16 protein-coding genes are annotated in these 13321 nt (G+C 63.3%); 10 read left to right on the forward strand and 6 right to left on the reverse strand.

The genetic code is table 11. The features are described 5' to 3' along the window. Positions 1-51 precede the first annotated feature (51 nt). Genes H0W65_RS00455 through rplS form a run of 3 tightly spaced genes read left to right on the forward strand, consistent with a single transcriptional unit; the run spans position 52 to position 1518 of the window. Positions 52-393: a hypothetical protein gene (locus tag H0W65_RS00455; RefSeq protein WP_294002689.1), complete on the forward strand. Its 342-nt coding sequence runs from the start codon at positions 52-54 to the stop codon at positions 391-393. Then, positions 390-1112, forward strand: a complete 723-nt coding sequence (trmD, locus tag H0W65_RS00460) for a tRNA (guanosine(37)-N1)-methyltransferase TrmD (RefSeq protein WP_294002692.1) — start codon at positions 390-392, stop codon at positions 1110-1112. The genes H0W65_RS00455 and trmD overlap by 4 nt, the downstream gene beginning before the upstream one ends. 13 nt (positions 1113-1125) lie before the next feature. After that, complete coding sequence (gene rplS / locus H0W65_RS00465) at positions 1126-1518, forward strand: 50S ribosomal protein L19 (protein ID WP_294002695.1); 393 nt, start codon at positions 1126-1128, stop codon at positions 1516-1518. A 64-nt stretch (positions 1519-1582) separates the two neighbouring features. Here rplS and H0W65_RS00470 read toward each other — a convergent pair whose 3' ends face one another. Continuing rightward, complete coding sequence (locus H0W65_RS00470) at positions 1583-3802, reverse strand: M20/M25/M40 family metallo-hydrolase (protein WP_294002696.1); 2220 nt, start codon at positions 3800-3802, stop codon at positions 1583-1585. An 89-nt stretch (positions 3803-3891) separates the two neighbouring features. Here H0W65_RS00470 and H0W65_RS00475 point away from each other — a divergent pair, with 89 nt between their 5' ends. The 6 genes from H0W65_RS00475 (at position 3892) to H0W65_RS00500 (ending at position 9209) form a co-directional block, all read left to right on the forward strand. Beyond that, a complete protein-coding gene (locus H0W65_RS00475) occupies positions 3892-4920 on the forward strand; it encodes an aspartate-semialdehyde dehydrogenase (protein ID WP_294002785.1) in 1029 nt (342 codons plus the stop codon). Positions 4921-4952: 32 nt separating this feature from the next. Then, positions 4953-5360, forward strand: a complete 408-nt coding sequence (locus H0W65_RS00480; RefSeq protein WP_294002697.1) for a GFA family protein — start codon at positions 4953-4955, stop codon at positions 5358-5360. Positions 5361-5434: 74 nt separating this feature from the next. Continuing rightward, positions 5435-5914, forward strand: coding sequence for a DUF4440 domain-containing protein (locus H0W65_RS00485; protein WP_294002699.1), 480 nt, complete (start codon positions 5435-5437; stop codon positions 5912-5914). 14 nt (positions 5915-5928) lie between these two features. Next, on the forward strand, positions 5929-6360 hold the full coding sequence (locus H0W65_RS00490) for a GFA family protein (protein ID WP_294002701.1): 432 nt from the start codon (positions 5929-5931) through the stop codon (positions 6358-6360). 116 nt (positions 6361-6476) lie between these two features. Continuing rightward, the gene (locus tag H0W65_RS00495; protein ID WP_294002702.1) at positions 6477-7262 is read left to right on the forward strand and encodes an alpha/beta hydrolase; all 786 of its coding nucleotides are present in this window, start codon (positions 6477-6479) and stop codon (positions 7260-7262) included. Between the two features lie 150 nt (positions 7263-7412). Next, positions 7413-9209, forward strand: a complete 1797-nt coding sequence (locus tag H0W65_RS00500; protein WP_294002787.1) for a M2 family metallopeptidase — start codon at positions 7413-7415, stop codon at positions 9207-9209. 39 nt (positions 9210-9248) lie between these two features. Here the strand turns inward: H0W65_RS00500 and H0W65_RS00505 are convergent, their stop codons facing one another. Continuing rightward, a complete protein-coding gene (locus tag H0W65_RS00505) occupies positions 9249-9680 on the reverse strand; it encodes a hypothetical protein (protein ID WP_294002704.1) in 432 nt (143 codons plus the stop codon). A gap of 79 nt (positions 9681-9759) precedes the next feature. Then, on the reverse strand, positions 9760-10239 hold the full coding sequence (locus H0W65_RS00510) for a peroxiredoxin (RefSeq protein ID WP_294002705.1): 480 nt from the start codon (positions 10237-10239) through the stop codon (positions 9760-9762). Positions 10240-10337: 98 nt separating this feature from the next. Between H0W65_RS00510 and H0W65_RS00515 the strand changes: the two genes are divergently transcribed. Continuing rightward, positions 10338-10898 carry a YqgE/AlgH family protein gene (locus H0W65_RS00515; RefSeq protein ID WP_294002707.1) on the forward strand — a complete coding sequence of 187 codons (561 nt, stop codon included), beginning with the start codon at positions 10338-10340 and terminating at the stop codon, positions 10896-10898. A gap of 13 nt (positions 10899-10911) precedes the next feature. Here the strand turns inward: H0W65_RS00515 and H0W65_RS00520 are convergent, their stop codons facing one another. The 3 genes from H0W65_RS00520 to H0W65_RS00530 form a co-directional block, all read right to left on the reverse strand. Then, positions 10912-11703, reverse strand: coding sequence for a hypothetical protein (locus H0W65_RS00520; RefSeq protein WP_294002709.1), 792 nt, complete (start codon positions 11701-11703; stop codon positions 10912-10914). 168 nt (positions 11704-11871) lie between these two features. Then, positions 11872-12735 (reverse strand): sigma-70 family RNA polymerase sigma factor, encoded by an 864-nt coding sequence (locus tag H0W65_RS00525; RefSeq protein WP_294002711.1) that lies wholly within the window; start codon positions 12733-12735, stop codon positions 11872-11874. Further along, complete coding sequence (locus tag H0W65_RS00530) at positions 12729-13178, reverse strand: carboxymuconolactone decarboxylase family protein (RefSeq protein ID WP_294002713.1); 450 nt, start codon at positions 13176-13178, stop codon at positions 12729-12731. Before H0W65_RS00530 ends, H0W65_RS00525 begins: the two co-directional genes overlap by 7 nt. Between the last annotated feature and the right edge of the window lie 143 nt (positions 13179-13321).

Raw genomic sequence — 13321 nt, forward strand, 5'->3', positions numbered from 1 at the left:
ATGGTCACGATGCGAGTTCCAACGGCTTTGTGAGAATGCTAACTCCGAGTGATGATTTGGGGCGACCTCCTTACCGAGAACCTACTCTTTGGGGCGGCCTCCGCTCTTATTGCAGGCATGACCGCCGCCTTTCTCGATTGGTGGCGACCAGCAATGCCTGCGCGTCGAATTGCGGTAATCAGCGGTTTTGTTTTGCCATTCCTCTTGCTCGTCCTGGTAATCGTGGGAACGATCTTCTTCCTTTCTGATGACTGCCCGCCGGAGGATGTTTGCGATGCCGGTGCGATGGCCTTCGCCGGACTGATGATGATTGGTGCATGGGCCATCTGTGTCGCATTGATTTTCGGGCTCATGGCTGGGCACTTGGCGATCAAATATCTGCGCAGATCATGACCTTCCGCGCCACCATCCTTACTCTCTATCCGGAGATGTTTCCCGGGCCGCTTGGCACGAGTCTTGCCGGGAGGGCGCTTGAGGACGACGTTTGGACCCTCGAGGCGCGCAACATCCGTGATCATGCGGTGGGCAAGCATCGCACGGTGGACGACACGCCGGCCGGGGGCGGGGCGGGGATGGTCTTGCGCGCTGACGTGCTCGCCGCCGCGCTCGATGCGGTGGCTGACGGCCGCCCGATGCTGGCCATGACCCCGCGCGGGGCGCCGCTCACCCAAGCGCGCGTCCGCGACCTCGCGGCGGGTGAGGGGGCGACCATCCTGTGCGGGCGGTTCGAGGGGTTCGACGAGCGCATCTTCGAGGGCCGCGCTATCGAGCCGGTCAGCGTTGGCGACTATGTCCTCTCGGGCGGCGAATTGGGCGCGATGGTGCTGCTCGACGCTTGCATTCGGCTGCTCCCCGGCGTAATGGGCGCGGCCTCTAGCGGGGAGGAGGAGAGCTTCGACGAAGGGCTCCTGGAATATCCGCATTATACCCGGCCCGTCGAATGGGAAGGACGCACGATCCCCGAAGTGCTGCGATCGGGGGATCATGCGAAGATCGCGGCGTGGCGAAAGCAGCGCGCGATCGACGATACACGGCTACGGCGGCCGGACCTGATCGAGCGCCATGGGGGCGCTCGGGAGGCACCGCCCTCTGGCGCGCAGCGCGATACATAGGGTCGATAAGACAATGAACCTGATCCAGACGCTCGAAGCCGAGCAGATTGCCTCGCTCGTCGAGCTCCGCCCAATTCCCGAATTCCGCCCCGGCGACACGCTCAAGGTCGGCGTCAAGGTGGTCGAAGGCGAACGCGCCCGCGTGCAGATGTACGAAGGCGTGTGCATCGCGCGGGCCAACAAGGGCGTGAATTCGAACTTCACTGTCCGCAAGATTTCGTTCGGCGAAGGCGTCGAGCGCGTCTTCCCACTTTATTCTCCGATAATCGACTCGATCGAGGTCGTTCGCCGTGGCGCCGTGCGCCGCGCCAAGCTCTATTACCTCCGCGGCCGCCGCGGCAAATCGGCGCGCATCGCCGAGCGCCGCGACCCGCGTCCGCCCAAGAGCAGCAAGACGGACACCTAGGCGCTCGTCAATCGTCGAACGAAGGGGCGGTTCGCGATGGCGGGCCGCCCTTTTCGATTCCGGTTCACAGCGTGAAGGGAATGATGCGCACGCTGCTGTTCGGAGCATAGTGCGGGATATGACTCGCCGGGCGTGCGGCGACCAAGGGCGCGCTCTCCGGCGGAAGCGCGAAGGCGGTGCCGATCAATTCTCCCTTGACCGGCCTGCGGTCGGCGAAGCGCAGCTCCACCGACAGGCCGTCGCAGCCGCGCCCGGCGCAACGCAGCAGGCTAAAGCCCTTGCCCGCTGCCGTCGGAATGACCTGCGCATCGCCGCCGAGGCCCATCGCGGTTACCGCCACCCCCTTGGCGAAGCGCAACCCCATCGTGTCGAATCCGCCGCGGTGGAGGATGAGCGTGATGCGCCGCCCGTTTCCGTCGGGTACGATCGAGCTCACCTGGGCTCGCGGAGTCGGCAAGGGCAGCAAAGGAGCCTTCGCCAGCCAGCGCTTGCTAGTCGAATTGCGCAGCTCGGCCTTGCGCCACGGGCCGAACCGGCTCCAGCCAGCGGGCAGGGGCGTCATGCCGTTCGATACCGACCAGTCGGCGCGTTTTTCGACATCGTCTCGTAGGTAATCGAGCGTCAGTCCGCCCGGCCGAATTGGGGTGGTTCTGGGTATGCTCAGCGCTCCAACGCACACCAGCGCCGCTGCCCCGACCATTAGCGTGCCGAACCGGCGATCGATGGGCCCGGCGACTTCCACCAGCACCGGCAGCGTCGCCAGCGCCGCGAGCGGTGCGACCGCCCATAGCGGCCCATCGACCAGCAGCATTTCGATTTCCGCCAGCAACTGCGCGAACATCAGCAACTGAACTAGCGCTGCGGCGGCAATGAGCGTGGCACCCGCCCGGCCCGAGCGCGGCATGATGAGCAATGCCGCCAAGGCCAGCCCCGGTGCGGCGAGAAAGTAGATGGTCGCTCCGGGCAAGATGACGCTCGCCAATACGCCGAGCAGGAGAGTGAGGGTCCAGGCGGCAGCCCGACGGCGATCGAGATCGGCGGTTAGGGCAAGCCGGGCGAGGATCATTGTCTCGACGACAATGATGACGGCGTAAATCGCGAGGTAGGCGGGCAGGGGCTCGGCTCGCCAGAAGGCACCGGGGCGAATCAGGTTAAACAGAGTGGCGGCAAGCGCCGCTGCCGCGACCGCACCGGTCCATGCGGCGGCGCAGGTAAGCAGAGGGCGACCGAGCGCGTTCCTCTGCCTTGCGACGAACAGTGTCACCAGCAGCAGCGCGGCCAACAAGGCGGCCGCGAACAGCAGCGGAAGCGCGATCAAGAAAAGTCCCGCGATATCGGTGAACACCATTCGCGAACCGCCCTCGGCACGCGGCGCTTCAACCATCGCTCGCGTCGCTGCCAGCACTTCGCTGCCCATCTGCGCCGCGCTCCCCCGATCAAGCGTGGCGACGGTGTCGCCGGGCGAGTGATAGCGCGTCTCGTTGCCGATGATCGCGTAGCTGAGCGTCATCCAGCCCTTCTCCTTGAACACCTGCACGTCGGTCGTATTGGGGATCAGCGCCGCCATGTCGGTTGAAATCGAATTGGCGTTGGGGCGGCGCGTGGCGCGAGCGTAGGCGGCGATCGCGGGACCGTTGGGCGCGTTCGTCTCGAACATCGTTGCGGCGCCGCTGACCCCGCGCGATTCGATGTTGATCAGCGAGTCGACCGACGGCGCCAGCGGGTCGTGCCGGGCAAAGGCGCTGGCACCGTTGAGCCCATATTCTTCGCCCTCGTTGAACAGGAAGGTCACGGGCCGGACAGGGGGCTTGGCACGCAGCTGGCCAGCCACTTCAAGCAGCGTCGCGACGCCTATTCCGTCGTCGGCGGCGCCTGGGCCAGCCGGCGTGCTGTCGTAGTGGGCATTGAGCAGCAGTCGTGGCCCGGCAGCGGGGCCGATCGAGGCGACGACGTTGCGGACATGGCTGCAGCTGACGACGCGGGCGCGAGGATTGGCGCGGCAGTCGGTCGCTTCGCGTATTTCAGGGCGGAGCCCGATGGCGCGAAGCTCGCCGATCAGGCGGTTGCGCACCGCGTCATTGGCGGAGGTGTCGACCGGGTGCGGGCGCTGGTCGCCGAGAATGCGCTCCAGCCTCGCCACCGCGCGCCCTGTATCGAATTGCCCGGCCTTCACGGTGACCGGAGCGGACGGCGGCGCGACCAGCCAGCCCTTGACGGCGAACGCCAGCATCAGCAGGCCAATCGCCAGCAGCAGCCGTCCCATATTCTGTTGTTGCCCCATCATGTTCCCCCGATCGGCTCCGCTGGCGTTGACTTTGCCATGTTGCTGCCTACGTGCAAGCCACACTACATCAGCGGAAGTTGGACATGACCATGGGCTATCGGGTGGCCGTCGTCGGCGCGACCGGCAATGTCGGACGAGAGATTTTGAATATCCTCGCCGAGAGGCAATTTCCGCTCGACGAAGTGGCGGCGGTGGCCAGTTCGCGCTCGACCGGCAACCTGATCGACTTCGGCGACAGCGGCAAGGAGTTGAAGGTCCAGAACATCGAGCATTTCGACTTTGACGGTTGGGACATTGCGCTGTTCGCGGCCGGGTCGGATGTGTCGAAGGTCTACGCACCGATTGCCGCCGGGGCGGGTTGCACCGTGATCGACAATAGCTCCTTCTATCGCATGGACCCCGATGTCCCCCTGATCGTCCCCGAAGTGAATCCCGAGGCGATCGACGGCTATCGCGCCAAAAACATTGTCGCCAACCCCAATTGCTCAACCGCGCAGATGGTCGTCGCGTTGAAGCCGTTGCACGACGCCGCGCGGATCAAGCGCGTCGTCGTCGCCACTTATCAGTCGGTGTCGGGCTCGGGGAAGGCGGGGATGGACGAGCTGTTCGAGCAGAGCCGCAACATCTTCGTCGGCGATAGCAACGAGCCGCGCAAATTCACCAAGCAGATCGCATTCAACGTCATTCCGCAGTGCGGCGACTTCCACGACGACGGCTCGACCAGCGAGGAATGGAAGCTGGTGGTCGAGACCAAGAAGATCCTCGATTCGTCGATCAAGATCAGCGCGACCTGTGTCCGCGTGCCGGTGTTCGTCGGCCATAGCGAGGCAATCAACATCGAGTTTGAGGATGAGATTTCGGCCGACCAGGCGCGCGAGATCTTGCGCGAGGCGCCGGGTGTCATGCTGATCGATAAGCGCGAGGACGGCGGCTACGTCACCCCGGTCGAGTGCGTCGGCGAATATGCCACCTTTGTCAGCCGGGTGCGCGAGGATCCGACGGTCGACAACGGCCTGTCGATCTGGGTAGTCAGCGATAACCTCCGCAAGGGCGCGGCGCTGAACGCGGTCCAGATCGCCGAATTGCTCGGCCGCCGTCATTTGCAGAAGGCCGCGTGATGGCAATCTCGGGCGGATGTCGCTGTGGCGCTGTGCGTTACCTCCTCGCGGGCGGGGAGTTGCCCCGCGTCTATTGTTGCCACTGCCGGGCGTGCCAAAGCTGGTCCAGCAGCGCCTTCACCGAGCAAGCCCCGGTTAGGGAAAGCGAGCTGACGGTCAGCGGCGCTTTGGCGACCTTCACCTATCAGACACCCAGCGGCGCGACCTCCACCCACAGCGCTTGCGCAAAATGCTTCTCGCGGGTGTTCAATGTCAACGAGCGTTTGCCCGGCTACGCCTTGCTGCGCGCCGGCACGCTCGACGACAGCCATGCAATTGTCCCGGTTGCGCACATCTGGACCAGCGCCAAGCAACCGTGGGTGGTGCTTCCCGAAGGCGTTCCGGCGTTCGATGAAGGCGCGCCGCAAGATGAATTCAGGAAATTGACAGGGCTTGAGTAGCGCCGACACCATCGTCGCGACTTGCGGAAGTTCGCCTGGCGTGTAGCTTCTCAGCCCAACCAATGGGGAGAAGTATGATGCGTACCATGCTGATTCTAGGCGGAACGGTTCTCGCCCTGGCCGGCTGTGCGAAGCCGGGTGCACCGCCGGCGCCGCCTGCCCAGGCCGAAGCGGAAAAAATTGTCGCCGACACCGAGGTCAGCTTCACCGGCGGCAACGTCGAGGCGATCATGGGCCATTATGCCGACGGAGCGGTGGTTTTCGATCCTTCGGTGCTCGACCCGAGCAATGACCGCGCGATGCAGACAAAGTGGACCGCGGGCTATGTGACGATGAAGCCCTCCGATCAAACGGTTGGCTCGCGCCATGTGCAGGTGCTCGACGCCGACACGATCGTCGCGTCGGGCGTGATGTCGTTCACCGCCGCGGTGGGTCCAACCCGCCAGATGCTGCGTACTCGCTACACCGACGTCTATCAGAAGCAGGCCGACGGCAGCTGGAAGATCGTCCACGAACATATGTCCGGACCGCCGCCCGAGACGCCGATGCCATGAGCGAAGCGGAACCCATGAGCGGCGGTTGCGCCTGCGGTGCGGTGCGCTTCGAAGCGAAGGTCGACAGCGACGAGGCCTATCTCTGCCATTGCCGGATGTGCCAGCGCGCGACCGGCAGCGTGTCGATCGCGTTCAAGAATATACCGCAGGCGAAGGTGCGCTGGCTGTCGGGGCCGGATTGGTACGACAGTTCGCCGATCGCCCGGCGACCCTATTGCTCGGCGTGCGGAACATCGTTCGGGTTCCAGTTCCTCGAGGGGACGAACCTCGATCTTACCGTCGCCAGCTTCGACGATCCGTCGCACTTCAGGCCGACCAGCCACTTCGGCGCCGAGAGCCTCCATGAAGCCTGGATAGACACCAGTGGCCTGCGCCGCACACGGACCGACGAGCAGCCGAAGCTGGTCGACAAATGGATTGCGGCCACGGGGTCGCTGCCCGGCTGATCGGGACCAGCATTGCAATGTAGGACTTGCTTTGCCAACAGGTCGCCCATGCCGCATTCCGCGATCATGTATTTTCAGTTTGCGGGGCATTTTCCGTCTGAATTCGGCCATCGTCAGTGCGAACATTGGGACCATTCGACGTCGTGACGGAGCTGCCGATCCACCGCTGGAACGCGTCCGACGGCGTGGAGCTTGTCTGGCGCGAGCTGGGCGAGGGCCGACCGGTGGTGCTGGTCCACGGCCTCTTCTCCGACGCGGTTACCAACTGGATCAAGTTCGGCGGCGCCGCCGCGGTCGCGGCGCGCGGCTTTCGCGTCATCATGCCGGACCTTCGCGCGCACGGCCTCAGCGGTAAGCCCCATGACCCGGCCGCCTACCCCGACGGCATCCTCGGCCGCGACCTCAAGGAGCTGGCTGCCCATCTCGGGCTCGACGATTATGATCTCGGCGGCTTCTCGCTTGGCGCTCGGACCACGGTGCAGGGAGTGGGCGAGGGGCTTCGTCCGCGCCGCGCCGTGCTGGCCGGGATGGGGCTCGAAGGCCTCAGCGGCTGGCTCCGCCGCAAGGACTTCTTTCTCGATGCGATCGCCAATTTCGACACGACAAGCCGCGGCGACAAACACTGGCTGGCAATCCAGTTCATGAGGACCATGAAAGTTGACCGCGCCGCAGCAGCGCTCTTGCTACCGACGTTCACCGACGCGCGGCCCGAATGGCTCGCCGCCTTCACCATGCCGACGCTGGTGCTGTGCGGGATCGAGGATCGCGACAATGGCTCAGCGCCGAAGTTGGCCGACGCGCTTCCCGACGCCACCTACGTTTCCGTGCCCGGCACGCACATGAGCAGCGTCACCAAGCCGGAATTCGCCGAACGGCTTGCCGAATGGCTCGCCGCGCCTTGACCTTAGCCGCGCGACGTTTCACTGATTTCGTCACGCGAAAACAATGAATTGACCCAGGACGAGGAGTTTGACGCCTTGAAATACCTTGCCGCTTCCGTGTCGCTAGCCGCGCTTGCGCTGGCGGGCTGTGCCGCTACCCCGCCGGCCCAGATGGCCGCCGAAATTCCGGCCGAAGCTCCCGCAGCAGCCGCGGCCGCAGCGGCCTACCCGCTGACTCCCGACGGCGCTCGCGCCTTCATCGCCGAGGTCGAGAAGGATCTGTATGACTTTGGCACCATTTCGGGCCGCGCCCAGTGGGTCAACGCGACCTACCTGACAGACGATACCGACGCGCTCGCCGCCTATTTCGGCACGATCGGCACCGAAAAGGGTGTCAAATATGCGTCCGATGCGGCCCGTTATGCCCGGGTCGAGGGTCTCGACTTTGACACGGCTCGCAAATTGAACATCCTGCGCGGTGCTTTGGTGCTGGCGGCGCCGAGCACGCCGGGCGCGGCGGCCGAACTCAACACCATCGCCACCCGACTCCAGTCGAACTACGGCAAGGGCCGTGCGTCGCTGCACGGCAAGGTGCTGACCGGCGACGACGTCGAGGCAATGATGGGCACCAACCGCAACCCAGCCGAGCTGGCCGAAATGTGGAAGACCTGGCATGAGAATGTTGGCCGCCCGATGCGCCCCGATTATACCCGCATGGTCGAGATCGCCAACGCCGGCGCCAAGGATCTCGGCTATGGCGATAGCGGCTCGATGTGGCGCAGCCAGTATGACATGACGCCCCAGCAATTTTCGGCGATGTACGACCGACTGTGGTCTGAAGTGAAGCCGCTCTACGACGACCTCCACTGCTACACCCGGACCAAGCTCAACCAGAAATACGGCAATGCCGTTCAGCCAGCGTCAGGTCCGATCCGCGCCGATCTACTCGGTAATATGTGGGCGCAGGAATGGGGCAACATCTACGACATCGTCGCGCCCAAGGGCGCCGGCGATGTCGGCTACGACACCACTGATCTGCTGGTGAAGGCGAAATATACGCCCGAGAAGATGGTCCGCACCGGCGAGGGTTTTTACAAGTCGCTTGGTCTCGCGCCTTTACCGGCAAGCTTCTGGGAACGGAGCCAGATCACTCGCCCACGCGACCGAGAGGTGATCTGTCACGCTTCGGCCTGGGACGTCGACCAGAAGGATGATCTGCGCATCAAGATGTGCACCAAGGTCAATGGCGACGACTTCGTCACCATTCACCACGAGCTCGGCCACAACTATTACCAGCGCGCCTACAACCAGCAGCCCTACCTCTACCTGAACGGCGCCAACGACGGCTTTCACGAGGCGATCGGCGACTTCATCGCGCTGTCGATCACGCCCGAATATCTGACGCAGATCGGCCTGCTCGACAAATCGAAGGTGCCTTCGGCTGATAAGGACACTGGTTTGCTGTTACGTCAGGCGATGGACAAGGTCGCCTTCCTGCCGTTCGGCCTGCTGGTCGACAAATGGCGCTGGGGCGTTTTCGACGGATCGATCACCCCGGCCAACTACAACCAGGCCTGGGTTGACCTCAAACGTCAGTATCAGGGAATTACGCCGCCGGTGGCGCGCAGCGAAAGCGATTTCGATCCGGGGGCCAAGTTCCACATCCCGGGAAACACACCCTATGCTCGCTACTTCCTCGCGCGCCTGCTGCAGTTTCAGTTCTACAAGGCGGCGTGCGACATCTCCGGATGGAAGGGCCCGCTTCACCGCTGCAGCTTCTACGGCAACAAGCAGGTCGGCGCACGCTTGAACGCGATGTTGGCGATGGGTGCGTCCAAGCCGTGGCCCGACGCGCTCGAGGCGTTTACTGGCAACCGAGACATTTCGGGTAAGCCAATGATCGAATATTTCGCGCCGCTCCACGCTTGGCTCAAGCAGCAGAACGCAGGCAAGCAGTGCGGATGGTGAAAAAGCCCCTCTCCCGCGCGGGAGAGGGGCTCGTACAATCTAATAAGAGACCGCGCCGGCCTTGAGCTGATCTTCGATCAGGGGATCGGCGGGTTTGGTCGTCTTGACGCCGGTTTCCTTGAGGGTCAGAGCCTCCTCGGCGATCTCGGTCTGCGACTTTTCATCAATGCCGTCGATCTTACGCGAGGCGCGCTCGGCGGTAGATTTCACTTTCGACTTCGCGTCGGCCAGTCCATCCTTGACCCGCTCGGCCAGGTTGGCGGCGGCGTCCTTGAACGAGCCTTTGTTGCGCGAGAAAAAATAGGCGCCGGCGGCCGCCGCGGCGACGGCGGTGACCGCGCCGGTCGCGATTGCCGCGCTGGCGTAGGGGCGATCCCTGACCGTCCGTCCGCTACGCGCGAGCAGCGTCTGGTCTTTCGGCGCCGAACGGCTGCGACGGTTGGTTGTCGAAGGTTTCTTGGTAGTGGCCATGGCGATACTCCTCACAGGATGGTGCGAGATATCAAACGCCCGGCGAGCCAAATCGACCCGCCGGACGGCGTGCTTTTTGTTACAGCTGGCCGAGTAGGGCTTCGGCGCTCGATGCCTGATATTCGCCGGGCGCCTCGACATTCAGCTGCTCGACGACTCCGTCGTTGACGATCATCGAATAGCGCTGGCTGCGCTGACCCATGCCGAACTTGCTGCCGTCCATTTCCAGCCCGACCGCCTTGGCGAAATCGCCGTTGCCGTCAGCCAGCATGGTGATGTCCTCGCTGCCCTGTTCCTTGTTCCATGCGCCCATCACGAAGGCATCGTTGACGCTGGTGCCGACAACCTCGTCGATGCCCTTGCCCTTTAGTTCCTTGGCCTTTTCGACATAGCTCGGCAGGTGCCGTGCCGAGCAAGTGGGAGTGTAAGCGCCCGGGACCGCGAAAAGCGCAACGCGCTTGCCCGCGAAATAATCGCCGCTTTTGACCGGCACCGGCCCCTCCGGTGTGGCTAGCGACATATGAACGTCCGGGATGCGGTCGCCGACCTGGATAGGCATGAGGAATCTCCTGTTTGATGGACAGGCCGGGACATAGGTGCAGCGCAGCGCAGTCTCAAGGCTTGTGCCATTTCTCGTCGCCAAGCATTCATCGAGCGATGGAACAGCCTCGCTTTCAGTCGGGCAAGTTGCTGCTTGCTATGCCGGGCATCGGCGATCCGCGCTTTGAGCGCGCGGTGATCGCGGTCTGCGTCCATGACGAACATGGTGCGGTTGGCATCGGCATCGGCCACCTGCGCGCAGGCGTCGGGTTGCGCGGCCTGCTTCACGAGCTCGATATCGATCCGGGCGACGCGCCCGACGTACCCGTGCTGCATGGCGGGCCAGTCGAGCCGGGCAGGGGCTTTGTCCTTCACAGCGACGATTGGGGCGGGCAGGATACGATCGCGGTAACCGGGCTTGGCGCGTTGACCGGCACGCTCGACGTGCTGAACGCCATTGCCGAAGGCCGCGGACCGAGCCGCTATCTTGTCGCATTGGGTTATGCCGGATGGGGCGAGGGCCAACTCGACGACGAAATGACCAGACCTGGCTGGCTCACGGCATCGGGCTCTCCAACGATCCTGTTTGAAACACCGGTCGTGCAGCGCTGGGAAGCATCGTTCCGCGCCGAAGGTATCGACCCGCGCCTGCTTGACAGCGCTGCCGGCGCCGCTTGATCTAACGGGCGGTTTATTCGTAACCGAGCATGCCGCGCAGCCCGGGCGCGGCAAAATCTAGCAATCGCCTTTGCATCTCGGGCAGCTCCGCCGGTAGGTCCAGCTTGACCCCCGTGAGATTTTCCCTCGCGGTGCCGCTTTGATTGCGATCGGAGCCGATCCGAACCCGCGCCTGCCAGTCTTGAGGTCGTTCGATCCCGCAGGCTTCGAATAATTTGGTGAAGAATAACTCGGCCGCCTTGCCGTCCAAATCACCCAACGCGGCGACAAGGTCTTCATAGCGGATCAGCCGCACTCCCGTTCCAAGCCAGGCAAGGGCGTTATAGGTGAACGTCGCGGCGAGCGGCGGCTCCTTCCCGTGGATGCCCAGGATCATCATGTTCAGAAGTGCTTCGGCGCCGACCGACCCATCCTGGGGAAATTCCAGCGGGCCTTTGAATTCATCGCTCATGAAGAAGCGCGCGCGGGCGATCACCCAGTCGTAAGGGTCGCGGACCAGCAGGACCTGGCGGACTCCCGCTAGCGCCCTGACGGTAGTGTCGGTGAAGAGCAGGTGCCCCCAACTCAGCAGTTTTCGGTTCTGGTCGAAGGCGGCAAGGTGATGCTGCAAAATTTGATGTTGGATAAATTCCGCTTTGTATTGGCTTTCGACCGGCACAAACATTCGGAGGATGTTGCGCAACAAATGGCTGCCGCTCTTCGGGACACTGTTCAGGAACAAGGGCTGGTCAAGAGGGCGCTGATCGAATTTGCGATTTTCGTCGTCAAGCGTATCCGGCTTCACCGTGACCCGTGTAAACGACATCGAAATACTCCTGGAGGCGTGCACTGTCGCCGCGGGAAGGGTGGGTTTGCACGGATGTTACGAGCAGCGGCGGCGGGGCTCAAGAGAGGCGGGGCACCCCAATTGCTTCGAACACGCTTCCCCGCCGAAGGCGCCCGCTGTTCGACAGCGCCACCGGTGCGGCTTTAATCAGTGCACTGTGTATTCAAGGTGCCGCAACTTGTCCGGATTGCGCATCACATAAATTGCCTCAATTCGATCGTCGACAAGCAGTAGGGCCGTCGTCTGGAGCATTCCGTCCGCTTCGCGGGTAACGAAACCCGGGAGGCCGTTGATGAAGGCAAAACGGACGCTGGTCGACGGATGAAGTCGAAACAGCTTTGCCAGACCGGCGTGCAGCTTTGTCACCGCCGTGATTCCCCGGATCACTTGCGTCGCCGCTGATCGCTTTCCGCCGCCATCGGCATAAAGGCCGACATCGTGGGCCAGCATCGCTTCCAGACGCTGGATGTCGCCCTTTCGAGAGGCAGCGAAGAAAGCCGATGCGATTTCCAGTCCGCGTTTCCGATCGACATGATAACGTGGCCGGTCGGCGCGAACATTTTGGCGGGCACGGCTGGCGAGCTGGCGGCACGCAGCCGCATCCCGGCCAAGGGAAGCTGCAACATCGTCGAAGCTTTCCCCGAAAACATCATGAAGCAGGAATGCCGCGCGCTCTAGCGGAGAGAGCCGCTCCAGCGCGAGCATCAGCGGCAAGGTGACATCCTCGACCTCTTCGTCTTCAACCGTCGGCTCGGGCAGCCATGGACCGACGTAAGTCTCTCGCCGCGAGCGCGCCGACTTCAGCTGGTCGAGGCAAAGCCTAATGACCACTCGGCGAAGGAACGCCTGGGGCGCCTCGACTTCGCTTCGATCCGTACTCGACCAACGCAGCCAGGCATCTTGCACCACATCCTCCGCATCGGCGATCGAGCCGAGCATCCGATAGGCAACCTGGATCAAATCCGGTCTCATTGTTTCGAACTGAGGCGGCGGTTGCGCTTCTCCTACCATCCGACGCTCGCGTCAAAAATTTCGAAGCCCACGGCAAGGCGGTTCCATCCGTTGATGACGACGATCATCATGGTCAGCTTGACTTGCTCCTCCTTGCTGAACTGGTCATCGAGCGCTGCGTATATAGCGTTAGGGGCTCGGCGATCGGCAACCAGCGTCAGATGGTCGGTCCATGCGAGCGCCGCGCGCTCCCGCTCGCTGAAGACCGGCGCTTCATGCCATGCCGTCAGCAGGTGAAGCCGTTGTTCCGTTTCCCCCTTCTTCCTCGCGTCGGCGGTGTGCATGTTGAGGCAGTTGGCGCACCCATTGATCTGCGACGCCCGAATTTTGACTAACTCGAGCAACCCTTTTTCGAGGCCGCTGTCACCGACTTGGGTCGAGAATTCCACGAACCGCTTCATCATCTCGGGGTTAGAGGCAAATAGGTTGTTGCGGGGCTCCATCAGGTCGTCCTTTCAAAAGGGTTTCGAAAACTTGACGAAACAGGCCGGGCAATTGTGACATGCGGGCCCCAATTTACGCCTCCGACCTCCGCGCAGGACGCCGGCCGATTGCTTTTGGAGACTGTCAGGGCTAGGGGCGGCGC

The organism is Sphingomonas sp. (assembly GCF_013816785.1).
In the GTDB taxonomy this organism is placed as follows: domain Bacteria; phylum Pseudomonadota; class Alphaproteobacteria; order Sphingomonadales; family Sphingomonadaceae; genus Sphingomicrobium.